The sequence below is a fragment of the Nonomuraea harbinensis genome (genome assembly GCF_019396385.1).
Lineage (GTDB): Bacteria > Actinomycetota > Actinomycetes > Streptosporangiales > Streptosporangiaceae > Nonomuraea > Nonomuraea ferruginea.
Genome location: NZ_JAHKRN010000083.1, coordinates 1 through 26101 on the forward strand (window position 1 = coordinate 1; position 26101 = coordinate 26101).

Below are 26101 nucleotides of genomic sequence, written 5' to 3' on the forward strand. Positions count from 1 at the left end.
CGACAGCGAGTTCGTCGGCCTGGACAACTTCCGCGACTTCTTCGCCGAGCAGAACCTGCGCGTCGGCTTCCGGAACACGATCGTCTACGCCGTGGTCACCAGCGGGCTGAAGGTGGTGCTCGGCCTGCTGCTGGGCGTGCTGCTCACGTCCAGGCTGCGGCTGCGCGGCTTCCTGCGCGCGGTGGTGTTCTTCCCGGTCCTGGTCTCCACCGTGGCGGTCGGCATCACCTTCAGCGCGCTGCTGCGCCCGGACACCGGCCTGGTGAACAAGGCCCTCGCGCTGGCCGGCGTCGACGGCGCCGACTGGCTCGGCGACGCCACGACCGCGCTGCTGTCGGTCGCGCTGGTCGACGTGTGGAAGGGGGTGGGCCTGGCCACCGTCATCTACATCGCGGGGATCATGTCGATCCCGCGCGACTACTACCAGGCGGTCGAGGTCGACGGGGGCGGCGCCTGGCACCGGTTCCGGCACGTGACGCTGCCGCTGTCCTGGCCCGCCACCTACTCGGTGATCATCCTGTCGTTCATCGGCGGCCTGCGGTCGTTCGACCTCATCTGGACGATGACGCGGGGCGGTCCCGGCTTCACCAGCGACGTCATCGCCTCGATCATCTACAAGCAGTATCAGGCGGGCTTCTTCGGCCTGTCGACCGCCGGCAACGTGCTGCTGTTCCTCATCGTCACCGCCATCGTCGTCCCGCTCACCTACGTCCTGGGCAAGAGGCAGGTCGCCGTATGAGGACCTTCAGGAGGTACGGCGCCGACACGATCGCGCTGGTCCTGGCCACCGTGATCTTCCTGGTGCCGTTCTCGTTCATGCTGCTGACCGCGGTCAAGGACCCGGCGCAGGCCGCCGATCTGGACTTCGCCTGGCCGGTCGACTGGCGGGTGGTGGACAACCTCGTCGAGGTCGTCCAGGCGCGCGACTACGTGCTGCTGCGCGCCTTCGTCAACTCCACCGTCCTCACCGTCGCCTCGGTCGCGCTGATCGTGTTCTTCGCCGCCATGGCCGCGTTCGTGCTGCAGCGCCGCGCCGGCAAGGTAGGGACGCTGGTCGACTTCCTGGTGCTGTCCGGGCTGATCATCCCGCCCGCGATCGTGCCCACCATCTGGCTGCTGCAGGCACTGGGCCTGTTCAAGACCCTGCCGGGGCTGATCCTGGTCGAGGTCGCCTACGGGCTGTCGTTCGCGATGCTGTTGTTCAGGGCGTTCATCGCGGCGATCCCGCGCGAGCTGGACGAGGCGGCCCAGATCGACGGCTGCCACGGGGCGCGGCTGTTCTTCCGGGTGATCTTCCCGCTGCTCCGGCCGGTCACCATCACGGTCGTGCTGACCTCGTCCGTGGCCGTCTTCAACGACTTCGTCAACCCGCTCTACTTCCTGCCCGGCGACGACAACGCCACCGTGCAGGTCACCCTCTACAACTTCCAGAGCCAGTACAGCACCCAGTGGAACCTGCTGTTCATGGACATCGTCCTGATCACGATCCCGCCGCTGCTGGCCTTCGTCTTCTTCAACCGCAAGATCGTGGCCGGCATGACCGCCGGCGCCATCAAGGGATGACATGACCTCTCCGCACGTCGAACCGGTGACCTTCGAACACCATCGGGACCCTCTCGGCATCGGGGAACGCGCCCCGCGCCTGTCGTGGATCATCCGGACCGACATCCTCGGCTGGCTGCAGCGGGCCTACGAGATCGAGCTCAGCGACGGCACCCGCACCGGCGTCGTCGCGTCGGGGGAGTCGGTGCTCGTGCCCTGGCCAGGACCGGAGCTGGGCTCGCGCGAGCGGCGCGGTCCCGCCGAGCGGGCCCGCCTGTACGTCACCGCGCACGGCACGTACGAAGTCGAGATGAACGGCCGGGTCGTGGGCGACGACGTGCTCGCCCCCGGCTGGAGCAGCTACCACCACCGGCTGCGCTACCGCACCCACGACGTGACCGGCCTGCTGGAGGAGGGCGCCAACACGATCGGCGCCACCCTCGCCGACGGCTGGTACCGGGGCCGCGTCGGCTTCGCCGGGGGCAGGTCCGCCGTCTACGGGGACCGGACCGCCCTGATCGCCCAGCTGGAGATCACCTACTCCGACGGCACCACGGACACCGCCGCCACCGACGGCGCCTGGCGGTGCGCGCCCGGCCCGGTCACCGCCGCGAGCCTCTACGACGGCGAGTGCCACGACGCGCGCCTGCTTCCCGGCGGCGGCCTCACCCGCGCCCGCGCCACGCTCGACACCCCGTACGGCCGGGCCGAGGCCGGCTGGGAGCGGACCGGGGACCAGACGGAACTCGTCGTGGTGGTGCCGGCGAACACCACCGCCGCCGTCCGCCTGCCCCCTGACCCGGACCCCCGTCGAGGTGGGAGCCGGACGGCACGTCTTCCGCTGGGCGTGATCAGCTGGGCTCCGGGCCGAGCGCCCGGCGCAGGAAGTCCAGCTCCAGCAGGAGCAGGTTCTCGGCGACCTGCTCCTGGGCGGTCATGTGGGAGACGCCCGACAGCGGCAGGACGGTGTGCGGGCGGCCCGCGGCCAGCAGCGCGGCGGACAGCCGCAGGGTGTGCGCGGCGAAGACGTTGTCGTCGGCCAGGCCGTGCACGAGCATGAGCGGGCGGCGCAGGTTCGGGGCGTCGGCGATCAGGGAGCTGCGGTCGTACGCCTCGGGGTTCCGGTCGGGATGGCCGAGGTAGCGTTCCTGCCAGTGGGTGTCGTAAAGGCGGGCGTCGGTGACCGGCGCGCCCGCGACGGCGGCGTGGAAGACGTCGGGGTGGCGCAGCACGGCCGCGGCGGCCAGATAACCGCCGTACGACCAGCCGCGGATCGCCACCCGGTCCAGGTCCAGGTCGGGGAAGCGGCTCGCGGCCGCCCGCAGCGCGTCGGCCTGGTCCTCCAGCGCCGCGCTCAGCTTGTCGAGGTGGACGGCCCGCTCCCAGGCCGGTCCGCGCCCCGGCGTGCCGCGCCCGTCCACGACCAGCACGGCGAAGCCCTGGTCGGCGAACCACTGCGCGACCGCGTAGTCGTCCAGCCCGCGCAGCACCAGGGCGCCGCCCGGCCCGGCGTACGGGCTGAGCAGGACCGGCAGCCGCCGCGAGCCCGGCACGTGCCCGGACGGGAACACGATCGCGCCGCGCAGCTCACGTTCGCCCAGCGACACCAGATCCACCCGGGGGCGCACGACCGGGGTCGCGCCGTTCGAGACGATCGGCGTGACCGCCCCTCCGCCGGTCACCGTGACGCGGGTCCCGTGCTCCTCCAGAGTGCGGCTGACGACCAGGGTGACGCCGCCGGCGCGCGTTCCGGTGTGCACTCCCGGCTCGGAGGTGACCCTGGTCAGCCCCGCGGCCCTGGAGTAGCTGTAAAGGTGGCGTTCCGTCGGCTCGTCGCCGCAGCACTGCGCGAGCACGGTGTCGCCGTCCACCGCCAGGATCCGCAGCACCTGCAGGCCCGGCGGCGTGACCAGGTCGTCCCCGACCATCAGCCGGCGGGTGTCGTCGCGGTCCACCGTCCAGACCAGCTCACCGGCCGCCGTGCGGGCGGGGGTGCCGGGCACCAGAGTCAGCCAGGCGTCGTCGGCGTCCTCGCGCACCAGCGTGGTCGCGCCCGTCCCGGGGTCGGCCTCCAGGAGGCGGGTGGTGCGCTGGTCGCGGCTCTGCACCAGGATCAGCAGCCCCTGCCCGGTCCACGACACCGCCGCGACGTACTCGAACGCCGCCCTGTCCCAGACCACCTCGGTACGCTCCCCGGCCGGCGTGGTCAGCCAGAGCGTCACGTCGGCGTTGTCGGTGCCGGCCGCCGGATAGGCCATGGTCCTGGAGGGCCTGCCAGGATCGGCGGGCTCGGACAGGTGCCACCTGCTCACCCGGGCGTTGTCCACCCGCGCCACCAGCAGGCGGGTGCCGTCGGGCGACCACCAGTAGCCCCGGTGGCGGGCCATCGACTCGGCCGCCACGTGCTCGGGCAGCCCCCAGGTCACCTCGGGACCATCGGGCGTCAGCAGCGGCTTGCCGTCGAGGTGCAGGGCGCCGTCGGACACGTGGGCGACGCGCTGCCCGGCCGGGTCGAGCCGCGGGTCGGATCCGGTCGTGCCGAGCGGGGTGACCTCACCGGTCAGCAGGTCGACGGTGTGGAGCGCGCCGTCGAGCGCGTAGACGGCCTTGGTGACGGCGGCGTCGGTGGCGTAGGCGACGATGCCGCTCGCGCGCTCGCGGGTGCGTTCCCTGCGGGCGCGCTCCGCCTCCGGCAACGTTCCGCCCGGCGTGCCGGGGTCCACGAGCAGCCGCTCCTGCCCGGTGGCCAGGGTCAGCGTCCACAGCCGGTTGACCGGGTCGTCACCGCCCGAGGACCTGAGGAACACCACCCGGGCGCCGTCCGGCGAGATCGTGAAGTCCCTGGGGACGCCGAGCTTGAACCGGGCCGTACGGGCATGCTGACGAGGAAGCGTGAGGGGAGGCATGGGGGATCATAGGCACGCCCGCCGAGCCGTACGCAACCGCATAAACCAGCGCCGACCGCCCTTCCCGCCACCCTGCGGTTACGTCGTCACGGCGCGGCCCCGTCGTTACGGTGCGGTCCCGTCGTTACGGGCGCGACCCCTCGTTACGGCGCGACCCTCGTTACGGCGCGGCCACGTCGTCACGGCGCGTCCGAGGCGGCCCGGATCGGGCAGGCGGAAGGAACCTCGGGGCGTTCTCGCCCGGCATCGGCGCTCAGCTTCTCGAACCGGACTTGATCGACGAGATCGACCCGCACCTCGCGCCGACCCTGCTCGCGGAGATCCGGCTGTACGGCAACCCGGTCCGCCTCCACAACCCCAGCTCGGAAGCTCACGTACGGTGCCGGACCTTCACGGTGGCGGGCGGCCTCCACCCAGGGTGGGGGTTCGCGTACGGACCGGACCCTCACGGTGCCGGGCGGCCTCCCCACGAACCCGGAAGGAGTTCGCGTACGGTATGGAACCTTCACGGTGGCGGGCGGCCTCCAGCGGGGGCTCGCGTACGGACCGGACCCTCACGGTGCCGGGCGGCCTCCCCCACGAACCCGGAAGGAGTTCGCGTACGGTATGGAACCTTCACGGTGGCGGGCGGCCTCCAGGGCGGGGGTCCGCGTACGGACCGGACCCCCACGGCGCCGGGCGTCCTCCCCACGAACCCAGATCGAAGCCCGCGTACGGTACCGATTACTCACAGCGCCGGGCAGCCTCCACCACCCCAGGGCGGGGGTTCGCGTACGGTACGGAACCTTCACGGTGCCGGGCGGCCTCCACCCAGGGCGGAAGTTCGCGGACGGTGCTGGATGCTTACGGTGCCGGGTGGTTGATCGTGTGGGCGAGGACGAGGAGGCACCGCGGGCTGCCGTCCTCGCGCCGGCCCAGAGCCGTCAAGGGGGCCGTCGTCACGGTGAACCCGGCCGCCGCCAGCTCGGCGCGGACCGCGCTCAGCGGGCAGGTGTTGTAGTACATGACGAACGGCGGGCGCCACAGCGCGTTCCGGGCCCGCATGGCGAGGTCGAACCCGAGCATCGCCCAGTACATGCCCGACGTGACGGGTGGCGGCGCGCCGATGGGGAAGGCGAAGAGCCCGCCGGGCCGCAGCGCGCGACGCACCCCGGCGAAGAGCGCCGGCCGTTCGGCGGGCAGGAAGTGCCCGAGCGCCCCGAAGCTGACCGCGAGGTCGAAGGACCCGGCGAAGGGCAGGGCCCGGGCGTCGGCCTGGACCCACGCGGCGTCCGGGTGCGTCCGGCGCGCCCGCGCGAGCATGCCGGCGCTGAAGTCGACGCCCGTGATCGGCCCTCGGCACAGGGGCGCGAGGACCCGCATGCCCGCGCCGGTGCCGCAGCACACGTCCAGCGCCTGACCGAACGGCCCGAGCGGGCGCAGCACGTCGGCCGTGGCGTCGAGGACGCTGTCGGGGGTGCGGAAAGGCGTGTGGTCGAACTTCGGGGCCAGCAGGTCGTAACCCCGCTCCACCGAGGACAGCGCCTGGACCACCAGTTCACGCAGCGACGGACCCTGAGGCGAGAACATCGGCCCAGGGTACTTCGCCCGCCGACGTCGCGTTCGAACACCCGCCCCGAAACGGCGGGCAACCGCCGAAAGCGCCTTCCGCTTCCGCCGCCGTTACGTGCGGACCGGCAGCGCATGGCACGCTTCTCCGTGACGTCACCGCCCGGCGACCCCCTTCTCCGCGACGTGCCGCGATGCGTCATCGCCCGGCAGCCGCTTCTCCGCGACCTCCCGGGGTGCGTCATCGCCCGGGGGCGCCCTTCTCTGCGACCTGCCGCGGGGCCTCACCGCCCGGCGGATCCTTCTCCGCGACCCGCCACGGGGCATGATCCGCCGGTTTCCGGTCCGGGGGGCGTCTGGTGAGGCGGGCCGCGATGGGTTGTCCCAGGAGGATGCCGAGGAAGACCAGGACGAGCCCGAAGATCTGCCGGCCGGTCAGCGTCTCGCCGGCGAGCACCGTACCGAGGAGGACTCCCGTCACCGGGTTGAGCAGCCCGATGAGCCCGACCGTGCCGGCGCTCAGGTGGCGCAGCCCCGCGAACCAGGCCGCGAAGGCGAGCGCGGTCGCGATGACCGTGACGTAACCGAAGCCGAGCAGCGCGGGCCCGTCCAGCGGCGGCGGTGCGCCCTCGACCGCGACCGCGACGGGCACCAGCGCGGCGCCACCCGCGATGAGCTGCCACGACGTGAGGGAGAAGACGTCGACGTCGCCGCTCCACCGCTTGGCGAGCACGTATCCCAGGGACGACATCGTCATGGCGGAGACGGAGGCGAGGATGCCGGTGAGACCGGCCGCTCCCATGTCCTCCAGCAGCATCAGGCCGACGCCCGCGATCCCGACGCACGCCCCGGCGAGATGGGTCACCCGGGGCCGTTCGGACAGGGCGGCCCAGGCGAACAGCATCATCACCATGGGGGAGGTCGCCATGATGGTGGAGGCGACGCTGGTGGGGAGCGTCTGCGCCGCCAGGTAGACCAGGGCGAAGAAGGCGCCCATGTTGAGCGTGCCGAGCACCGCCGACTTCCACCACCACGATCCCCGGGGCAGTCTCCTGCGGACGAGGAGGAGCAGCAGGCCCGCGGGCAGCGCCCGGATCGCGGCGCCGTACATGGGATGGTCGGCCGGCAGGAACTGCTGGGTGACGTAGTAGGTCGCGCCCCACGCCACGGGCGCGATCGCGGTGACGGGCAGCCAGCGGAAGGTAGCTTCCATGGAAGCAATATAACTTCCCGGGAAGATATATTGGAACCATGAGCGAGTATTCGGACCACGTGGCCAGGATCCAGCGAGCGTGGGCCCGCGAGCGGCCCGACCTGGACGTGCGGCCGCAGGGCGTGATCGGGCGCCTCCACCGCCTCGCCGGACATCTGACCGAGCAGCTCTGCGCGGTCTACCGCCGTTACGGGCTGGCGGAGGGGGAGTTCGACGTGCTCGCCACGCTGCGGCGCGCCGGCGAACCCTTCGAGCGCGCGCCCGGCGAGCTGGCCGCGCACACCATGGTCACCACGGGGGCGATGAGCAAACGCATCGACCGGCTCGAACGCGCGGGGCTGGTCACCCGCCGCCGCAGCGCGAGCGACGGGCGCGGCCGGGTCGTCGCCCTGACCGCCGCCGGCCGGGAGCTGATCGACGAGGCGTTCACCGAGCACATGCGCAACGAACGCCGGCTGCTCGACTGCCTGCCGCCCGAGGAGGCCGCCCAGCTGGAGTCGCTGCTGGCCACCTGGCTCGCCTGCTTCGAGACGCCACGCCGGGACGACACCGGCCGTTGACGTGCGGGCCTTCGCGGCAAAACCCTTAATTCCAGGTTGACTTAGTGGGGAATTTCGGCCAACCTGTGACGCATGCACTCCGGGTCCCTTCTCTGGTCAGACCTGCCCGTCGATCTCGGACGGCAGGCGAGCGCGCTGTGTACGGCGCCCGCATCCGCGTGACGACGACCGGCATCGACCAGATCAGGAACACCGACATGACCGTGACGACATCCGCGCCCGCCCGTCCCAGCCTGGAGAGCAGGGCCCGCGCCATCGCCGCCGACCTCGACGCGTGGGTGGGGCGCGTGCGGCTGAACACCGGGGAGCGCTGGTACGAGCGACTCCACCAGGACGACGACCACGAGGTCTGGCTGATCAGCTGGCTCCCCGGGCAGACGACCGGCTTCCACGACCACGGCGGCTCGCGGGGCGCCTTCGCCGTCGCCCTCGGCACCCTCCGGGAGCACGACCTGACCGCCGAACGCGACCTCGCCCCCGGTGAGGCCCGCGCGTTCGGCCCCGGCTACGTGCACGAGGTCCACAACGGCTCCGCCGCGCCAGCGGTCAGCGTGCACGTCTACTCGCCTCCGCTGTCCACGATGAACCGCTACGAGCTCACGGACCACGGCCTGGTCAAGCTGGTGGAGGAGACGGCGGAGCAGTGGTGACGGGACCGCCGCCCGGCGCGCGCACGATCGACCAGATCCTCGACGACAGGCGGAGGCTGCTGCGCCGGCTGCCGCCCGCCGAGGCGCACACCCGGTCCCTCGCCGGGGCGCTCATCGTCGACATCCGCCCGGCGGCCCAGCGGGCGGACGAGGGTGAGGTGCCGGGCGCGCTCGTCGTCGAACGCAACGTGCTCGAATGGCGCTTCGACCCCGCGGGAGAGGCCAGGCTGCCGGTGGCGACCGGCTACGACGTCGAGATCATCGTCCTGTGCTCGGAGGGCTACACCTCCAGCCTGGCCGCCGCCTCGCTGCACGAGCTCGGCCTGACCAAGGCCACCGACGTCGTCGGCGGCTTCCACGCCTGGCGCGCGGCCGGCCTGCCCACGACCGGCGGCACCGCGGCCTGGTACGGCAGCCGGAGGTCGTGATCTTGGGTGTGGCGGCGTGACATAGGACAGCCGCCACATGATCATGCCGGCCTTGTGCCGAGTACGAATGCATCAGGATGCACGTCTTGGGGACAGCACTGCATCAAGTCGGTCGAAGCCCTCGGCCACACCACGGGCCATGGGGGAGGAGACGACGAGATCGCGGGTGTGCCGCGAATCGAACAGCATGGTGGTGGTCAGCGTCGTCCTGTCGTCCTGTTCGGTGAAGTCGTGGCTGACCAGCGACTCGCCCGGATACCAGTGGTCGTCGAAGGACTCCGTGTAAGCGAGGCGGGCGGGCGGATCGATCTCCCGGTAGACCCCGCCGGAGGACATCGAGGCGCCGTCTGGCCCATCCCAGACGAAGCGCCACTCGCCGCCGAGACGGAGATCGACCTCGGCCACGACCAGGTTCCAGCCGTGCGCGCCGTACCACTTGACCAGCAGCGAAGGTTGGGTCCAGGCGTCGAAGACCAGATGGCGAGGGGCGGTGAAGACCCGCAGCATCACCACAGTCCGGTCGGAAGGCGTCAGAACGGTGACCCCAGCCGTCATGCGGACCACCGCGGATCGCGGCCGATGAGGGCGAGCAGCCGGTCCTGCGGCGGGGCGTCCTCCTCGATCGGCACCTCCGGGCCGAACACCTCCACGCCCGGACCGAACGCGCCGGGCGTGCGGTACTTCTCCAGGAGGTCCGCCGGCAGCGCGGTGATGGCCGACCAGTGGTATTCCACATCGGCGGGGTCCATCGTGTCGTCCTGGCCGGTGGCTCGGGCGAGGTCCCATCCGTGCAGCGGAAGATCGGCGCTCGGGACCTTGTCGATGTGCTCCTCGGCCGTCATGCTGCCGGTGGGCGTCTCACACTCAAGGCTCGCCAGCGGAGGGTCGTCCAGGATCGCCTCGACGTCGGCCCGCGCGGAACGGAACGCGGCGACCGGATCCTCGTCCACGGACGGCGCGGCGCTGGGCGTGCGGTCAAGCTGGCGCAGTATCACGCCGTGCATGTCGATGATGTGCCGCACCACATCCCGGGCGGTCCACTTCTCGCACGGGGATGGGTTGTTCCATTGATCAGGGCGTACGGTCGCGACCTTGCGGTCGAAGGCGTCCGCGCGCCGCCGGTAGCGGTCGGCGATCTCACCCATCGTCGGCCTCTTCACCTTTGAGTTCGTCCAGCAGTTCGTCGAGGTTCTGGTAGCGGTCCTCCCAGAACCGGCTATAGCCCTCCAGCCAGTCGGTGGCGGCCTTGAGCGGACCCGCCTGGAGCCGGCAGGGCCGTCGTTGCGCATCCCGGCTCCGGGAGACGAGCCCGGCGCGTTCGAGCACTCTGAGGTGCTTGGAGATCGCCGGCTGGCTCATGTTGAACGGGCGGGCGAGCTCTGTCACGGTGGCCTCGCCAGACCTGAGCCGGGCGAGGATCGCCCGGCGCGTCGGATCTGCGAGGGCGGCGAAGGTGTCGTCGAGCACACTCATCCATAACCTAGAAGTTCAATAACCACCTGGTTTTATACAGCATCGGCGGATCGGGTGTCAACGAGGACTCGTGCGGCGGCCGAAGGTTGTGACCTTCGTGGTTCCGCCGTCGGCGTGCGTCGCCGGTGGTGACAGGTTCGGGCGCGGTGCTGGTGTGGTCCGCTCCGGCGCGTGTGTCATGCGCCGCCCCACATGGGCACGTCGGCGATGTCGTCGTGCTTCCAGCTGAGCTCGTCGCGGACGGAGACGACGCCGTCGACATTCTCGGCCAGGCGGACGGCGGTGACGGCCTGGCTGTGCTCGGGCAGGGTGCCGGTCAGGGTGACCACGCCCTCGGCGACGGCGACGTCCAGGGCGTGGTCGCCGGCGCGGACGATCTCCCGTACGTGCCGCTCGATGTCCTCGTCAGGGCGCAGGAAGATCTTGATCAGGTCGCGCCGGCTGACGATGCCGACCAGGCGTCCGCCGGCGTCGACCACGGGCAGCCGCTTGACGCCGTAGCGGTCCATCACGCGCGCCGCGGCCACGACCGGCGTGTCGGGGGTGGTGACGCGGGCGGGGCTGGTCATCAGCGCGCCGGCGGTCTCGCCGAGCGACTTGCGGTAGCCGCTGCCCCCGGCGCCCGCGCCGTGGCGGATGCGCGCCCGCAGCGGCGGCCGGTAGTCCTCGCCGTAGTAGAGCTGCTTGAACTCGTGCTTGGCCAGGAGGTCGTCCTCGGAGACGACGCCCAGCACGCGGTTCTCGTCGTCCAGGACCGGGACCCCGCTGACGCCCCGGCTGATGAGCAGTTCGGCCACGGTGTGGAAGGACGCGTTCTGGTTGACGGCGGCGACGTCGGTGGTCATCACGTTCTCGACGATGGCGGTCATGGCGATCTCCTCAGGAGCTTGACCCGGACGACGCCGGGCACGGTGCGGGCGAGCAGACCGGCGATCTGACCGGCGTGCTCGGAGGGCGGCCCGCTGAGCTCGGCCACGCCGTCGCGCACGGTGACGTCCCAGCTCGGGCCGGAGGGATACTGCTCGCGCAGCGCCGCCTCGACCGCCGCGCGCAGTTCGTCGTCGGTACGGGCGAGCATGGCCATCAGGTCGCGGCGGCTGACCATGCCGACGATCTCCTTGCCGCGGAGCACGGGCAGGCTCTTGATCCGCTTGCCCACCATCAGGTCGACGGCGGTGGTGACGTCGGTCGTCTCGGTGACCGTGACGACGTCGCCGGTCATCACCTCGTGCACCCGGTGCGGCGGCGGCCCGTCCGTCCGGGGGACAGGCGTCACGGTGGCGCGGGGGTCGGGCTCGAACTCCCCGCGCAGCAGATCCAGCTCGCTGACCACGCCGACCAGGCGGCCCGCGTCGTCGACGACCGGAGCGGCGGTGATGTCGTGGCCGTGCAGGATCCGGACGGCCCGCCGCACCGGGTCGGCGCCGCGGACGGTGACCACCGGGCTGCTCATGACCTCGCGCACCAGCATGGCTACCTGCCCTCCCACGCTGAGTCGTCCTGCTTCCAGGTGAGCTTGTCGATGACATCGACGACGCCGTTGACGCGGCGGGTCATCCGGACGGCGATGGCGGCCTCGGTGCGGCGCTCCATCCAGCCGGACAGCGTCACGACGCCCTGGTACACCTCCACCTGCACGCCGGAGGTCTCCACCCACAGCGCGTGGTCGAGGATGTCCTCGCGGACCTCGGCGGCGATCTCCTCGTCGCCGCGCAGGAACAGCTTGACCAGGTCGCGACGGCTGACGACGCCCGCCAGCCGGCCGTCGGGGTCGACGACGGCCAGCCGCTTGACGTCGTGCGCGTCCATCAGGCGAGCGGCCTCGACCGCCGACGCCTGGGGGGAGACGGCCACCGCGGGCGCGGTCATCAGCTCGGCGGCGGTGTCGCCCTCGGCCTTCTGCCGTCCCTTGGGGTTGCGCAGCCGGGCGCGGAGCGGCGGCCGGTAGCCCTCACGGTAGAACTGCTCCCTGAACTCCTCCTTGCGCAGGAGGTCGGCCTCGGACACCATGCCGATCACGTGGCGGTCGTCGTCCACGACGGGGACGGCGCTGATGCCGCCGGTGATGAGCGCTTCCGCGATGTCCTTGAACGGGGTGGTGGCGGTGACGGAGACGACCTCGGTCGTCATCACGTCCGCGACGGTCATCCGCATCGGGGTCTCCTTTGTCGTCCCATCCATCGCACCTCATGGAGGAGGCGGATCGAAGGGCCGGAAGTCCTCTGCCGGACGGTCGTTGGTCAGCGCGCCACGCGGGGGCGGACGCTCAGCCGGACGGGGTCCGGCGCGGCGCGTTCTCGACGGCGCGCGCGAGGGCGAGGCAGGCGGCCGTCAGCGTGCGTACCTGTTCGTCGAGGTCGTCGACCCGCTTCTTCAGGGCCAGCAGTTCGGCGTCGATCGCCGGGGCTTCCATGATCACGCGTCCACCGATCATGATCGGTTCACCTCCACATGCCGTGACACCGTCAGGATGGTTTCCCGGGCGGGCCGGGGGAAGCGGCGAACGCCCCTGGTTTCCGGGACCTATGGCTGTGGCCGGCGCCGTCGCGCCGTGGGCCGCCGCCGCTCCGGCCCCGCCGGGGCCTGAAGCTCGCCCGAGCCCGTGGCCGGCCGGCCACCTCTCGGGCGATGCCAGGAGCGCCCTAGTGGGCGGCTTCGTACTTCTCCACCACCGAGGAGGCGATCCGGCCGCGCTCGCTCACCGGCAGGCCCTGGGCCCTGGCCCACTGCCGGATCTCGGCGGACTTCTCCCGGCTCAGCGCGCGGGCGGCGCCGCCGGACCCGCGACGGCCGCGCCCGGCCCGCTCGCTCTTGACCGGGCGAGCCTTGGTGATGAAGGGCGACAGCGCCTTGCGCAACGCTTCTTCGTTCTTCTCTCCCAGATCGATCTCATAGGCGACGCCGTCGAGGCCGAACTTGACGACGTTCTCGGACGACATCCGGCTTCCGTCGAGGTCGTCAATGTAAATCTCGCGAATCTGCTTAGCCATGCTGCAGCTCCATAGTCATAGGCTTGCGGTCTACTGTAGCGGTCTTCAGTAGACGGGTTGTCCTCCCGTGACTATGGTGCGTGCGAAACGCGGAGACCGGAGCGTGAAGTCATCCGGGGCGCGCATTGAACGATCCGGAGCGGGCTGGCATGCCGACGGGAGAACGAGCCGATTCATGGCGGGAGAAGGTTGTCCTGAGCGCTTGGGAGCCGGGCGGTCCCGCGCGCCAGATCCGTCCGTCCCACCCGGCGTGACCAGTGCGTAGCCGATAACGGCGGATGCCCGGTGCAGCGTCTATATCAGCTCGGCATCTCTTCCGCCAGCCTGATTCCCGGCCGTATTGAGAAAAGCCCGTCCGCCGGTTTCCCCGATCCCCCGGAGCGGGGCCCGGCAAAGGCTTCTTCACGGCGGTTTCGCCGCCGGATGCGGGCCCATGCATCGGCGCGATGAGCGCGTGCTGTCGAAATCGAATTCAGTAGCCCAAGCCGTTCGGTACGTTCCAGACCGGCGCCGGCGCGCATGGAACAGCAGAGCCGCGGACGAAAACTCGCCCGCGGCTCGGTCCCGATCTCTACGCCTCGACGGCCGCCGCGGTGGGACCCGACGGGCGGTCGCCGCCCCGCGCGCGGGGAGCGGTGGAGTCGCGGAGGATGAGCTGCGCGCCCACCCGGTAGGCGCGGCCGTTGGGGGTCTCGCCGTTCTCCGCGCCCCGGGCCTGCTTCAGCTGGTGCAGCAAGAGGTTCATCGCCAGCTCGCCCAGCTCGCTGGCGCCGTTGTCGACCACCGTGATGGCGGGGGACCAGTAGCGCAGCCACGGGATGTCCTCGTAGCACACCAGCGACAGGTCGCCGGGGATGGCGACGCCGGTGCTCGCCAGCGTGGGCAGGATCCCGAACACGGCCTCGTGGTTGGCGGCGAACAGCGCGGTCATCCGCGGCGTGCGCCCCAGCAGCCGGGCGATGGCCTCGGTGCCGAAGGCGGGGGTGAAGGGGCCGCGCTCGATCAGTGACTCGTCCGGGTCGAGGCCGCGTTCCCGCAGCGCCTGCTCGTATCCGGCGAACCGCTCCCGCCCGGAGTTGGCCGTCGGCTCGCCGCCGATGAACCCGATGCGCTCGTGACCGAGGTCGAGCAGGTGGGCGGTGGCCGCGTGGGCGCCCTCCCGGTCGGCGGCCAGCACGGCCGGGGCGGCGCTGTCGATCGGACGGCGGATGACGTTGACCACCGCCACGCCCTCGGCGCGCAGCGCGTTGGTGGTCGCGCCGTTCTTGCCCGTACCGATCATGACGATGCCGTCCACACCGTGGGCGGCGAGGGTGAGCAGGAACGCCTTCTCCCGCGCCGGGTCGGCGTCGGTGATGCCCAGCACGACCTGGTATCCCTCGGCCGCGGCGCGCCGCTGGACGACCTCGGCGATCGTGTGGAACGACGCGTTGATGAGGTTGTTGAGCACCAGGCCCACCAGGTGGGACTGCCGCGTGCGCAGGGCGCCGGCCAGCCGGTTGGGGCGGTAGTTGAGCCGGGCGGCCGCCTCCTCGACGGCCGCTCGTGTCTCGGCGGAGATCAGCGGGGAGCCGCTGAGGGCGCGAGAGGCGGTGCTGCGCGACACCCCCGCCTCCGCGGCGACCTCCTTCAGTCCGATCCGCATCGTCCTCCTGCCTGGCGTGGATCTTTGGGATCGATCCCATTGTGCACGGTGATCCTTCCAGAAGATCACTCGTACGTCGATGTAACGCCGAGATTTCGCCGGTAAAAACCCGGTTTCGCCCTTGACCGGAAACCGGCGGATGCTACAACCTTATGCAATCGATCCCATTCCAACTTTTTAGAGGTCGAAGAACCGCATGGACCGCGACGACGTCACCTGGCACGGCTACTGGCCTGCCGCTCCCACTCCCTTCACCGCCGACGGGCGCCTCGACGAGGACGCGTGGCGCGCGCTGCTGCGCCTCTACGCCGAGCAGCGCGTGCACGGGGTCCTGGTCAACGGGAGCACCGGCGAGTGGTTCAGCCAGAGCCCGGACGAGCGCCGGCGGGTCGTCGAGATCGCGGCGGAGGAGGTCGCCGGGCGCTTCCCCGTGGTCGCCGGCATCACCGCCTACACGCCGGACGAGGCGATCGGCCTGGCCCGCCACGCCGCCACCGCCGGCGCCGACGGCGTGCTCGCCACGCCGCCGCCGTACGTGCACCCGGGCCCCGACGAGATCGTGGACTACTACGACCGCATCAGCTCCGCCACCGCGCTGCCGTTCATGGTCTACAACTGGCCGCGCGGGGTCGCCGTGGACATCTCCGCCCATCCGGGCCTGGCCGAGCGGCTGGCGGCGCTCGACAACGTGGTGGCCATCAAGGACAGCACCGGCGACTGGCTGCGGATGCTCGGCACCGTCGAGGCGGTCAGCGACCGGGTGCGCGTCTTCGGCAGCTTCCTGCACCGGCGCGGCCTGGCCGTGCTCATGGAGATCGGCGGCGACGGCAACATCGACGGCGGCGGCATGGGAGCCCCGTTCGCCGTCCCCTACTACGAGGCGGTCGCCGCGGGCGACCGTCAGGCCGCCCGCGAGTGGGCCGGCCGCTACGGCGCGCTGTCGTCCCGGCTCATCAACCCGGACTACAGCGGCGTCTACGGCACGCCCATCGCCCAGCTCAAGGCCGCGATGAACCTGCTCGGCCAGCCCGGCGGGCACGTCCGCCCGCCGCTCCTGCCGATCGAGGACGAGGCGACGCTGCGGGCGATCGACGCCGTCCTGACCGAATCCGGCCTGAAGGCCGCGGCGGGAGCCCGGGCATGAGAGCGAAGGCCGTCATCGGGACGCCGCCGCGCACGGTCACGATCCACGTGGACGGCCGGCCGGTCAGCGTCGTCGAGGGCGTCAGCCTCGCGGCGGCGCTCGTCGGCGACCGCACCTGGACCTTCCGCTACAACCCGGTCAGCGAGGAGCCGCGCGGCCCGTTCTGCGGCATGGGCGTCTGCCTCGAATGCGAGGTGACGGTGGACGGCCGGCCCGGCGTGCGGGCCTGCCTGACCCCGGTACGCCCCGGCATGCGCGTCGAGACCGAGGAGGAGCGGGCGTGACCGTCCACGAGCGCGACGTGGTGATCGTCGGAGGCGGCCCCGCCGGGCTCGCCGCCGCGCACCGGCTGGCCGCCGCCGGGCTGAGCGTCACCGTCGTCGACGAGCAGGCGGAGCTGGGCGGCCAGTACTTCAGGCGGCCCGCCCCCGAGGTCGCCCGCGTCTGGGGCGACCACCGCCCCGAGGGCGGGCGCCTGGTCGGCGCCGTGCGCGCGGCCGGCGTCGAGTGCCGCACCGGCCACCTGGTCTGGGGCGTCGGCGACGATGGGCGCACACTGCTGGTCTGCGACCCCGCGGAGCGCCCCGTGCGGCTGCGCGGCCGCTACCTGATCATCGCCACCGGCGCCCACGAGCGCCCCTTTCCCTTCCCCGGCTGGCAGCTGCCCGGCGTGACCACGCCCGGCTTCGCCCAGCATCTGGCCGCCGCCGACCACACGCCGATCGGCGAGCGGGTCGTGCTGGCCGGCTCTGGACCGTTCCTGCTGCCGGTGGCCTGCTCGCTGCTGGACCTCGGCGTGACGGTCGCCGGGATCGCCGAGGCCGGCCGTCCGTACCGGCCCAGCACCCGCGCGCTCGGGACCGTACGGCATCCCGCGCGCTTGCGTGAGCTGGCCGGATACGCCGCGCGACTGGCCCGGGCACGCGTGCCGCTCTGGCAGAACACCGTGGTGGTGCGCGCCGACGGAGGCGACCGGATCACCTCCGTGACGCTGGCCGCCGCCACCGCGCCCACCCGGCCGGTGCGGACGGTCCAGGTGGACGCGCTCTGCGTCGGGTACGGCTTCCGCCCGCAGACCGACCTGGCCAGGATGCTCGGCTGCGCGGTGCGCACCGATCCGGCGACGGGGGACGCGACACCGGAGCTCGACGACTCGGGGCGCTCCTCGCGCGACGACGTGTACGTCATCGGCGAGGCGGCGGGGATCGGCGGCGCGCCCGTCGCGGAGGTCCGCGGCCTCGCCGCCGCGCTCGACATCCTGGGCCGCGAGGGGCACGAACCCCGCGCCGGCGAGGTGCGCGGGCTGGCCGCGGCCGGTCGCCGCCTCGCGCACTTCAAGCGGCTGACCGACGCGCTCTACCCGGCTCCGGCCGAGCTGGCGCGGCTGCTGCCGTCCGCGCTGCCGGACGCCGCCACGCTCTGCCGCTGCGAGGCCGTCTCCGCCGGAGAGGTCCGCGGGATCGCCAGGACCGCCGGCCGCGACGTGAACGCCGCCAAGGCGTGGACCCGCGCCGGCATGGGACCGTGCCAGGGCCGGGAGTGCGGCTTCGCCGTCACCGCCGTGACCCGGGTGTCCCCGGCGGACGGGCTGCCCGCGGGGGTCTTCCCGTCCCGCCTCCCGGTCCGCCCCGTGCCGGTGGCCACGCTGCTGGAGATGGCCGGCGAAGGGGAGCCGGCATGAGGACGGCGGACGTGGTGATCGTCGGCGCCGGCGTGCTGGGCGCGTCGGCGGCGAGCAGGCTGGCCCGCGACGGCCACCGGGTCGTGGTGCTGGAACGCGGCGCCCCCGGACGTGAGGGTTCCGGCACCACCGCCGGGAACCTGCACGTGCAGGCGGTGCACACCCGGCGGCCCGGCCAGGCCGTCCCCCTGGACAGCGCCCGGTTCGCGCCGCTGCAGCGCGCCGCGAGCGACCTGTGGGAGACCGTCGAGGACGACCTGGGCGCCTCGGTCGAGCTGCGCCGCAGCGGCGGGTTCACCGTCGCCGAGACCCCCGAGCAGGTCCAGGAGCTGTACGACAAGCAGGCCTGGGAGAACGCGGCCGGGATCAAGACGGAGATCCTCGGCGGCGACGCGGCCCGCGACGCCCTGCCGCAGCTCGGGCCGACCGTCGCCGCCGCCACCTGGTGCCCGCACGACGGCTACGCCAACCCGCTGAAGGTCACCCCGGCCTACCTGGACGACGCGGTGCGGCACGGCGCCGAGGTGGTGCCGTTCGCGCCGGTCACCGCGATCGCCCGCGAGGGCGGCTCGTGGCGGGTGCGCGCCGGTGCGCGGGAGATCGAGACCCCTGTGGTGATCGACGTGGCCGGGCCGTGGCTGCACAAGATCGCCGCCCTGACCGGGGTCGCGCTCGACGTGGCCCCGGTGGCGATCCAGATGCACGCCACCGTGCGCTGCTCGTCGGGCCTGCCGCACCTGGTCCAGCACATCGGCGAAGGACTGTCGGTCAAACAGGTCAACGCGGGCAACCTGCTGGTCGGCGGCGGCTGGCCGGCCCGCCGGCTGAACCTCGACGGCCGCAGCGACGCGGGCGTGGACAGCATGGTGGGCAACCTGGCCCTGGCCGTGCGGATCCTGCCGTTCGTCCGCCGGCTGCGGCTGCTGCGGGCGTGGGCCGGGCCGCTCGCGGCCACGCCCGACGAGATGCCGGTGATCGGCGAGGTGCCGGGCAGGCCGGGGTTCCTCGTCGCGGGCGGCACGTACGCCTTCACCTTCGCCCCCTTGTGGGCCGAGACCCTGCGCTGCCTCGTGGCCGGTGCGGAGCCGCCCGTGGACGTCTCCGACCTGGGGCCGGATCGGCTCATGCACAACCTCCCCGAGAAGAAGAGATGAGGAAACGGTGACAGCGATAGACGGGCGAGCGCCCGTGACCGAGCCCGTGTGGCTGTCCGGCGGTCACGTCGTGGACGTGCGATCCGGATCGATCCGGCGGGACACCAACGTCGTCGTACGCGACGGCCGGATCGAACGGATCACCACCGACGCCCCGCCCGCCGGAGCGCGCACCGTGCCCCTGGGCGGACGCTACCTGCTGCCCGGGCTGATCTCGGTGCACACCCACCTGTCGGTGGTCTACCCGTTCTCGGACAACGACGAGTCGGAGAACCCCGGCATCACGGCTCTGCGCGCGCTGTCCAGAGCTCGCGAGGCGCTGTACGCGGGAGTCACCACGATCCGGACCGTGCACGAGCAGAACCGCGCCGACCTCCTCGTCCGCACCGCCGCCGGCCAGGGCTGGGTGGAGGCTCCGCGGATCGTGGGCGCCGGCCGGGCGATCTCCACGACCGGCGGCCACGGGCAGGGCAGCGGCTGCGCCTACGCCGACGGCTACGACGCCTTCCTGCGCGCCGCCCGCACGGAACTGGCCGCCGGGGCCGACCTCATCAAGATCTTCATCACCGGCGGCATCGCCCACCAGGGCGAATCGTTCAACGGCGCGCAGATGACCGTCGACGAGATGCGCGCCGTGGTCCGCGCCGCCGACGAGCACGGCACGTACGTGACCGCGCACGCCGGCGCGGGCTCGGCCATCCGCGAGGCGCTCACCGCCGGGGTGCGCGGCTACGAGCACGCCTACGACCTCGACGAGGCCACCGCCAGGCAGATGGCGGCGCAGCGGGTCTACCTGACCCCGACGCTGTGCGTGACCCGCTGCCCCGACTGGATGGCCGAGCACGCCTTCACCCCGTGGCAGATCGAGCGGGCGCTGGAGGTCGGACCCGGGCATCTCGCCAGCATCCGCACCGCCATCGCGGCCGGCGTCGCCGACCCGACCGACCCGGAGAAGCCCGGGATCACCTTCCTGGCCGGCACCGACTACCCGCCCGGCGCGCCGATCGAGGACACCGTGGTCGCGGTCCGTGAGATGGAGTTCCTGGCCGAGGCCGGGCTCGACACCCACCAGGCGCTGCGCTCGGGCACCCTCGACGCGGCCCGCCTGACCGGCCTCGAAGGGCAGGCGGGCGTCGTGGAGGAGGGCCACCTCGCCGACCTGATCGTCACCGAGCGCGACCCGCTGAGCGACCTGTCGGCGCTGCGCCGGATCACCTTCGTCATGCAGGCCGGGCGGGTCGTCCGCGACGACCTGCCCGCCGTACCCGACCACCACGCCACGGAGGGCGCACAGTGAGCCAGGACTCCGGCCGCACCCGCTTCGCCGTCGACATCGGCGGCACCTTCGTCGACGCCATCTCCTACGACGACGCCACCGGCGAACTGCGGCTGCACAAGGCCTCCACCACCCCCGACGCCCCGGCACGCGGCGTCCTCGACGCGGTCGGCGGGCTCGCCGACCGGCTGGACGACGTGGAGGCGTTCGTCCACGGCACCACGCTGGGCCTGAACGCCATCCTCCAGCGGCGCGGCGCCGACGTCGGGATCATCACCAACGAGGGCTTCCGCGACCTGCTGGAGATCGCCCGCGCGAACGTGCCCTCCCAGTACATGTACGACTTCTCCTACGCCCCGCCGCCGCCCCTCGTCCCGCGCCGGCACCGCGCCGGCGTGCCCGGCCGCGTCGACGCCCAGGGCACGGTGATCGAGCCGCTGGACGAGGACGCGGTGCGCGAGGCGGGCCGGGTGCTGGTGGAGGAGCACGGCCTGCGCTCGCTGGCCATCTGCTTCCTGCACTCCTACGCCAACCCCGAGCACGAGCGGCTGGCGGCGCGCATCCTGCGCGAGGCGTACCCCGAGGTGTCGGTCTCGACCTCCACCGACATCACCCGCGAGTACCGCGAGTACGAGCGGACCAGCACGGTCACCCTCGACGCCTACATCCGGCCGGTGCTGAACGACTACATCGCCACCCTGGAGTCGCGGCTGAACGACTCCGGGCTGACCCACCCGCTGCACATCATGCGCTCGGGCGGCGGCGCGATGACCTCCGAGCTGGCCCGGCAGGCGCCGCTGATGACCGTGCTGTCCGGGCCCGCGGGCGGCGTGGTCGGCGCCTCCTTCCTGGCCCGCGAGCAGAACCTGCCGAAGGTGATCACCTTCGACGTGGGCGGCACCAGCCTGGACTGCTGCGTGATCGAGGACGGCGAGCCCGGCGAGGTGCACGAGGCCGCCATCGACGGCTTCCCGCTGCTCATCCCGATCTTCGACATCCGCACCGTGGGCGCGGGCGGCGGCTCGATCGCCTGGATCGACGAGGGCCTGCTCAAGGTCGGCCCGCACAGCGCGGGCGCGGTGCCCGGACCGGTGGCGTACCGCGCCGGAGGCACCGAGCCGACCGTCACCGACGTGGCGCTGGTCCTCGGCTACCTGGACCCCTCCGGGTTCCTGGACGGCGACATGACCATCGACGCCGACGCCGCCCGCGCCGCCGTGCGGACCGAGCTGGCCGAGCCTCTCGGCGTCGACGTCACCAAGGCGGCGGCGAGCGTCTTCCAGGTCCTGCTGGCCCGTACGGTCGGCGCGCTGCGCGAGATCACGGTCGAGCGGGCGCTGGACCCGAGGGAGTTCGCGCTGCTCGCGTTCGGCGGGGCGGGGCCGCTGCTGGCGCCCATGCTGGCCCGCGAGATGGGCATCGCCACCACGATCGTGCCGCAGGTCCCGGCCGCGTTCTCCGCCTTCGGCATGCTGATGTCGGACCTGGAGTACGAGTTCGCCACCACGGTCCTGCGCCCGCTGACCGACGAGACGCTGGCCGCGGTGGAGGACACGTTCGCCGAACTGGAAGGGCAGGGCGAGGAGGTGCTGTCCGCCCAGGGCGTCAAGCCCGAGGACCGCACCCTGATCCGCCGCCTGGACGTGCGCTACCACGGCCAGGAGCACAGCCTCGGCATCGACCTGGTGCCGGGCGACACCGCGGCGTCCGTGCTCGCCCGCTTCAGCGAGCAGCACGAGGCCCGCTACGGCCACGCGATGCCGGAGCCGGGCCAGATCCTGACGCTGCGGGTGCGCGCGGTCGGCCGGCTGGCCAAGCCGGGCCTGCGCGAGCTGCCGCCGGCCGGGACCGCCACCCCCGAGCCGATCGCCGAGCGCCCGGCGTTCGACGTCGCGACGGGCGAGACGGTCCCGTTCCCGGTGTACGCGCGGGCCACCCTGGGCGCCGGCCACGAGGTGAGCGGGCCGGCCATCGTGGAGGAAGGCACCTCCACCACGGTCATCTTCGGAGACCAGCGGCTCACCGTCGACCGATACGGGCAACTGGTGATCACGGGAGGCCAGGCATGAGCACGGGCGAGCGGCTGGACGGCGCGACCGTCGAGGTGATCAGGAACTACCTGGTCTCGGTGGGCGAGCAGATGCGCCGCACCCTGGTCAGGGCGGCGTTCAACCCGGTCATCTACGAGGTGCTGGACTTCGGCATCTCGATCTACAACGCCGACCTGGACCTGACCGCCGAGGCGGCCGGCATCACCTCGTTCCTGGGTGCCAACGACTACGCCATCGTCAAGGGCGTGGAGTACGTCGGCCGCGAGAACCTCGCGCCCGGCGACGTCTACCTGCTGAACTATCCGTACTGGAGCGGCGCGCACTCCTACGACGCGATGCTGTTCGCCCCGGTGTTCCGGGACGGGCACGACGGCCCCGCGGCCTACCTGGCGGTCCGCGCCCACTGGATGGACCTGGGCGCCAAGGCCCCCGGCTACGTCCTGGACTCGACCGACATGCACCAGGAAGGCCTGATCTTCCCCGGCACGAAGATCGTGAGCGGTGGCGAGCCGGTGCGGGACATCATCGAGCTGATCCGGTTCAACTCCCGGCTGCCCGACCTGACCATCGGCGACTTCCACGCCCAGCTCGCGGCGCTGCGCACCGGCGAGAACCGGCTGGCCCAGGTGTGGGAGAAGTTCGGCGGCGAGACCGTGGACCAGGCCATCCGTCAGCTCATCGAGCACGGCGAGCGGGTCGCCCGCAAGGCCGTGGCCGCGCTGCCCGACGGCTCCTGGACCGCCGTGGACTACTGCGACGACGACGGCATCACCGACGACCTGATCCGGATGGAAGTCAAGGTCACCATCGACGGCGACCACATGGAGGTCGACTTCAACGGCTCCGACGGCGCCGTGCTGGGCCCGGTCAACCTGCCCATCGGCGCCACCGAGAGCCTGGCCAAGGCCACGTTCAAGGAGCTGACCAGCGCGGACGAGCCGTCCAACGCCGGGCACTACCGGGCGCTGTCCGTCGTGGCCGACCCCGGCAACTTCTTCAACGCGCAGTATCCGGTGGCGACGTTCACCCAGTGGAGCGCCATCGTCGCCTTCGAGCTGCTGCACAAGGCCCTGGCCCAGGTGCTCGACACCATCCCGGCCTCCTCCGGCGGCGACGAGCCGGGCTTCATGGCGCTCGGCAACGACCCGCGCACCGGCGCCGACTTCGTCATCAGCAACAACGAGGGCATCGGCTGGGGCGCGCGCAAGGACCGCGACGGCGCCAACGCCCAGCAGCACCCCTCGCAGAGCGTGGTCCGCAACACCCCGATCGAGGTGCTGGAGCACAAGTCGACCGTGTTCCACGAGCGGCTGGAGCTGATCCCCGACTCCTGCGGGGCGGGCCGCTTCCGCGGCGGCGTGGGCGTGCTGCGGCAGGTCCGCTACCTCGCCGACGGCGAGGTGCTCTCGATGAAGAAGAAGAGCAAGACCCGCCCCTGGGCGCTGGACGGCGGCCACGAGCCCGAGCCCAGCGAGATGGTGCTGTGGCCGGGCACCGACCGGGCCAAGCGGGTCGGCATGTACCGGGCGGCGATGCGGGCGGGGGACCGCTTCGTCAACCGCACCGCGGGCGGCGGCGGGTACGGCGACCCGCTCGACCGCGACCCGGCCGCCGTGGTCGCCGACGTGCTCGACGGCTACGTCAGCGCGGAGGCGGCGGAGCGGGTCTACGGCGTCGTCGTGGACGACTCCGGAGCCTGGCGGCCCACGCCGGCCAGAGCGGCGCGAACGGCCGCCCCGGAGTCCTGACCACGTGGGACACGGCAAGGCGCCGTGGCCGGAAGCAGGTGTTCGCCGCAACGGCGTACTCATGAAGGGTAGAAGATCCATGCACCACCGCATCCCCCCATCAGCGGGACCGTCCCGCCGGGTCCGTCCCCTGCGTCTGGTCGCGGCCGCCCTGGCCGCCTCCCTCGCCCTCGCGGCGTGCGGCGGCGGCGCCGGCTCCACCGGGGCAGGCGCGGACGCGCGCAAGCAGACGCTGATCATCGCCGAGAACGAGCCTCCGGCGACCTTCGACCCCGTCCAGGCGGACAACTCCACCGTGGACGAGGTGTCCGTCCCGGCCTACGACACGCTGCTGCGGTACGAGGGCAACGAGCTGTCGCCGTCGGTCGCCACGGAGTGGAAGTTCGACGAGAAGGGCACCGCGCTCGACCTGACGCTGCGTGACGACGTGACCTTCCACGACGGCGCCAAGCTGACGGCCGCCGACGTGAAGTACACGCTCGACCGCGTCGCCCGGCTCGGCATCGGCGTCGCGTCCCTGGTGAGCGCCTACGACTCCACCGAGGTCGTGGACGACACCCACGTGCGGATCAACCTCAAGCAGCCGAACGCGCCGTTCGCCTCCGCGCTCACCCGCGTCTACCTGCTCAACTCCAAGCTCGTGACGGCCAACGCCGGCGACGACGACGGCCAGAAGTGGCTGGCCACCAACGACGCCGGGTCCGGCCCGTACAAGCTGGCCGGCTACACCGCCAACCAGGAGGCGCGCTTCACCCGCTACGACGGCTACTGGGGCGGGTTCACCAACCAGGCCAAGGACGTGGTGTTCCGCTACCTCCCGCAGGCCGCGACCCAGAAGACGGCGCTGGCCTCGGGTGACATCGACATCGCGATGGACATCGCGCCCACCGACTGGGCCGGGATGGAGGGCTCCGGGTTCACGGTCGACAAGGCCGACACCAACGTCCAGCTGTACGTGTTCTTCAAGATGAAGGACTCGGCGGTGTCGAACCCGAAACTGCGTGAGGCGATCGCGCACGCCTACGACTACGACCAGCACATTAGCGCCATCCTCAAGGGAGCCGGCAAGAAGGCCGTCGGCGTCCTGCCCAGCGGCATGACCTGCTTCGACGAGACCACGCCGCAGCCGGTCAGGGACGTGGCCAAGGCCAAGCAGATCCTGGCCGACGCCGGGCTGAGCGGCGTCACGCTCACCATGACGTACCTGAAGGCCACGGCGGAGATGGAGCAGGCCGCCACGCTGCTGCAGTCCAACCTGTCCGAGATCGGCGTCAAGCTGAACCTGGAGGCCATCACCTACCCGCAGTACGTCGAGCGGCTGAAGACCAACGAGACCACGCCGGACCTCGGCATGATCTACGGCTTCCCGCCGTACCCGGACCCGGACGCGGTGCTGTACCTGCAGTTCCACTCCAGCTTCGCCAACGGCGGGCTGAACAGCGGCGGCTACGACAACGCCGAGGTCGACAAGCTCACCGAGCAGGGCCAGCAGGCGACCGACGAGGCCGAGCGGTGCGCCGCGTACAGCGAGGCCCAGAAGCTCATCGCCGCCGACCACTACGCCGTCAACCTGGCGAACTCGCAGTACGTGACGGTCCTGCGCCAGGGCCTGACCGGCTACACCTACCAGCCGGCCCACCACCAGACCGTGGACGTCTACAAGATCCAGGTCGGCTGAGCCGCGGTACGAGGAGGGACCCCCGCATGGCCCGTTTGCTGCTCCGGCGGCTCGTCACGAGCGTCGTCGTGCTGGTCGGCCTGGCCGTCGTCACGTTCCTGATGACCCAGGTGCTGCCCGGCGACCCGGCCCGCGCCGCCGCCGGGCGCAACGCGACAGCCGAGCAGGTGGCCGCCGTCGCCGCCCGGCTGGGCCTGGACCAGCCGGTGTGGGACCAGTTCCTGGCCTACATGGGCCGGCTGTTCCAGGGAGACATCGGGACGTCGGTGTTCACCCAGCGCCCGGTGCTGGAGGATGTCGCGGCCATGCTGCCCTCCTCGCTGGAACTGGTGCTCGCCGCCATGGTGATCAACATCGTGGTGGCGGTGCCGCTGGGGACGTACGCCGCCTGGCGGAGCGGCCGGGCGGCGGACG

26 protein-coding genes and 1 pseudogene are annotated in these 26101 nt (G+C 72.1%); 15 read left to right on the forward strand and 12 right to left on the reverse strand.

The window, feature by feature from the left end:
* From KME79_RS42385 to KME79_RS46740, 3 genes and pseudogenes are all read left to right on the forward strand, one after another.
* Positions 1–739 (forward strand): carbohydrate ABC transporter permease (locus KME79_RS42385; RefSeq protein ID WP_219551877.1); only part of this gene is annotated, 739 nt, incomplete at its 5' end.
* On the forward strand, positions 736–1563 hold the full coding sequence (locus tag KME79_RS42390) for a carbohydrate ABC transporter permease (protein ID WP_148031042.1): 828 nt from the start codon (positions 736–738) through the stop codon (positions 1561–1563). The genes KME79_RS42385 and KME79_RS42390, both read left to right, overlap by 4 nt.
* A gap of 1 nt (position 1564) precedes the next feature.
* Positions 1565–2359: pseudogene (locus KME79_RS46740) on the forward strand (alpha-L-rhamnosidase N-terminal domain-containing protein); the annotation flags it as partial.
* A gap of 34 nt (positions 2360–2393) precedes the next feature.
* Here the strand turns inward: KME79_RS46740 and KME79_RS42400 are convergent.
* The 3 genes from KME79_RS42400 to KME79_RS42410 all read right to left on the reverse strand — a co-directional run bounded on the left by KME79_RS42400 (position 2394) and on the right by KME79_RS42410 (position 7209).
* Complete coding sequence (locus KME79_RS42400) at positions 2394–4448, reverse strand: S9 family peptidase (protein WP_219551879.1); 2055 nt, start codon at positions 4446–4448, stop codon at positions 2394–2396.
* An 843-nt stretch (positions 4449–5291) separates the two neighbouring features.
* The gene (locus KME79_RS42405; protein ID WP_219551881.1) at positions 5292–6017 is read right to left on the reverse strand and encodes a class I SAM-dependent methyltransferase; all 726 of its coding nucleotides are present in this window, start codon (positions 6015–6017) and stop codon (positions 5292–5294) included.
* 220 nt (positions 6018–6237) lie between these two features.
* A complete protein-coding gene (locus KME79_RS42410) occupies positions 6238–7209 on the reverse strand; it encodes a DMT family transporter (protein WP_246641336.1) in 972 nt (323 codons plus the stop codon).
* Positions 7210–7247: 38 nt separating this feature from the next.
* On the opposite strand from KME79_RS42410, the gene KME79_RS42415 reads away from it, so the two are divergent.
* The 3 genes from KME79_RS42415 to KME79_RS42425 all read left to right on the forward strand — a co-directional run bounded on the left by KME79_RS42415 (position 7248) and on the right by KME79_RS42425 (position 8847).
* Positions 7248–7769, forward strand: a complete 522-nt coding sequence (locus KME79_RS42415; RefSeq protein ID WP_219551883.1) for a MarR family winged helix-turn-helix transcriptional regulator — start codon at positions 7248–7250, stop codon at positions 7767–7769.
* Between the two features lie 137 nt (positions 7770–7906).
* Complete coding sequence (locus KME79_RS42420) at positions 7907–8419, forward strand: cysteine dioxygenase (RefSeq protein WP_271279154.1); 513 nt, start codon at positions 7907–7909, stop codon at positions 8417–8419.
* Positions 8416–8847 (forward strand): rhodanese-like domain-containing protein, encoded by a 432-nt coding sequence (locus tag KME79_RS42425; RefSeq protein WP_187281112.1) that lies wholly within the window; start codon positions 8416–8418, stop codon positions 8845–8847. The genes KME79_RS42420 and KME79_RS42425 overlap by 4 nt, the downstream gene beginning before the upstream one ends.
* Before the next feature lie 72 nt (positions 8848–8919).
* Here the strand turns inward: KME79_RS42425 and KME79_RS42430 are convergent, their stop codons facing one another.
* The 9 genes from KME79_RS42430 to KME79_RS42470 all read right to left on the reverse strand — a co-directional run bounded on the left by KME79_RS42430 (position 8920) and on the right by KME79_RS42470 (position 14955).
* Complete coding sequence (locus KME79_RS42430; protein ID WP_246641337.1) at positions 8920–9402, reverse strand: SRPBCC family protein; 483 nt, start codon at positions 9400–9402, stop codon at positions 8920–8922.
* Positions 9399–9992, reverse strand: a complete 594-nt coding sequence (locus tag KME79_RS42435; protein WP_219551887.1) for a TIGR03086 family metal-binding protein — start codon at positions 9990–9992, stop codon at positions 9399–9401. Before KME79_RS42435 ends, KME79_RS42430 begins: the two co-directional genes overlap by 4 nt.
* Positions 9985–10320 (reverse strand): ArsR/SmtB family transcription factor, encoded by a 336-nt coding sequence (locus KME79_RS42440; protein ID WP_219551889.1) that lies wholly within the window; start codon positions 10318–10320, stop codon positions 9985–9987. The genes KME79_RS42435 and KME79_RS42440 overlap by 8 nt, the downstream gene beginning before the upstream one ends.
* Before the next feature lie 176 nt (positions 10321–10496).
* Positions 10497–11189, reverse strand: a complete 693-nt coding sequence (locus KME79_RS42445; protein WP_219551891.1) for a CBS domain-containing protein — start codon at positions 11187–11189, stop codon at positions 10497–10499.
* Entirely contained in the window at positions 11186–11809 is a 624-nt protein-coding gene (locus tag KME79_RS42450; protein ID WP_148031053.1) for a CBS domain-containing protein, read from the reverse strand. The genes KME79_RS42445 and KME79_RS42450 overlap by 4 nt, the downstream gene beginning before the upstream one ends.
* Complete coding sequence (locus tag KME79_RS42455) at positions 11794–12474, reverse strand: CBS domain-containing protein (protein ID WP_246641338.1); 681 nt, start codon at positions 12472–12474, stop codon at positions 11794–11796. Before KME79_RS42455 ends, KME79_RS42450 begins: the two co-directional genes overlap by 16 nt.
* A gap of 112 nt (positions 12475–12586) precedes the next feature.
* Entirely contained in the window at positions 12587–12754 is a 168-nt protein-coding gene (locus tag KME79_RS42460) for a hypothetical protein (protein WP_187281114.1), read from the reverse strand.
* A 208-nt stretch (positions 12755–12962) separates the two neighbouring features.
* A complete protein-coding gene (locus KME79_RS42465) occupies positions 12963–13310 on the reverse strand; it encodes a histone-like nucleoid-structuring protein Lsr2 (protein WP_148031054.1) in 348 nt (115 codons plus the stop codon).
* Between the two features lie 571 nt (positions 13311–13881).
* Positions 13882–14955: a LacI family DNA-binding transcriptional regulator gene (locus tag KME79_RS42470; protein ID WP_219551893.1), complete on the reverse strand. Its 1074-nt coding sequence runs from the start codon at positions 14953–14955 to the stop codon at positions 13882–13884.
* A 196-nt stretch (positions 14956–15151) separates the two neighbouring features.
* On the opposite strand from KME79_RS42470, the gene KME79_RS42475 reads away from it, so the two are divergent.
* The 9 genes from KME79_RS42475 to KME79_RS42515 all read left to right on the forward strand — a co-directional run.
* Positions 15152–16099, forward strand: coding sequence for a dihydrodipicolinate synthase family protein (locus KME79_RS42475; RefSeq protein ID WP_219551895.1), 948 nt, complete (start codon positions 15152–15154; stop codon positions 16097–16099).
* Positions 16096–16383: a (2Fe-2S)-binding protein gene (locus tag KME79_RS42480; protein WP_148031057.1), complete on the forward strand. Its 288-nt coding sequence runs from the start codon at positions 16096–16098 to the stop codon at positions 16381–16383. Before KME79_RS42475 ends, KME79_RS42480 begins: the two co-directional genes overlap by 4 nt.
* Positions 16380–17780 carry an FAD/NAD(P)-dependent oxidoreductase gene (locus KME79_RS42485; protein ID WP_308249248.1) on the forward strand — a complete coding sequence of 467 codons (1401 nt, stop codon included), beginning with the start codon at positions 16380–16382 and terminating at the stop codon, positions 17778–17780. Before KME79_RS42480 ends, KME79_RS42485 begins: the two co-directional genes overlap by 4 nt.
* Positions 17777–18934 (forward strand): NAD(P)/FAD-dependent oxidoreductase, encoded by a 1158-nt coding sequence (locus KME79_RS42490; RefSeq protein ID WP_219551899.1) that lies wholly within the window; start codon positions 17777–17779, stop codon positions 18932–18934. Before KME79_RS42485 ends, KME79_RS42490 begins: the two co-directional genes overlap by 4 nt.
* A 34-nt stretch (positions 18935–18968) precedes the next feature.
* Positions 18969–20231 carry an amidohydrolase family protein gene (locus KME79_RS42495; RefSeq protein WP_219551901.1) on the forward strand — a complete coding sequence of 421 codons (1263 nt, stop codon included), beginning with the start codon at positions 18969–18971 and terminating at the stop codon, positions 20229–20231.
* The gene (locus KME79_RS45960) at positions 20228–22279 is read left to right on the forward strand and encodes a hydantoinase/oxoprolinase family protein (RefSeq protein WP_219551903.1); all 2052 of its coding nucleotides are present in this window, start codon (positions 20228–20230) and stop codon (positions 22277–22279) included. Before KME79_RS42495 ends, KME79_RS45960 begins: the two co-directional genes overlap by 4 nt.
* The gene (locus KME79_RS42505) at positions 22276–24009 is read left to right on the forward strand and encodes a hydantoinase B/oxoprolinase family protein (RefSeq protein ID WP_219551905.1); all 1734 of its coding nucleotides are present in this window, start codon (positions 22276–22278) and stop codon (positions 24007–24009) included. Before KME79_RS45960 ends, KME79_RS42505 begins: the two co-directional genes overlap by 4 nt.
* Before the next feature lie 79 nt (positions 24010–24088).
* Entirely contained in the window at positions 24089–25687 is a 1599-nt protein-coding gene (locus tag KME79_RS42510) for an ABC transporter substrate-binding protein (protein ID WP_219551907.1), read from the forward strand.
* 26 nt (positions 25688–25713) lie between these two features.
* A partial coding sequence (locus tag KME79_RS42515; protein WP_219551909.1) for an ABC transporter permease occupies positions 25714–26101 on the forward strand: 388 nt, incomplete at its 3' end.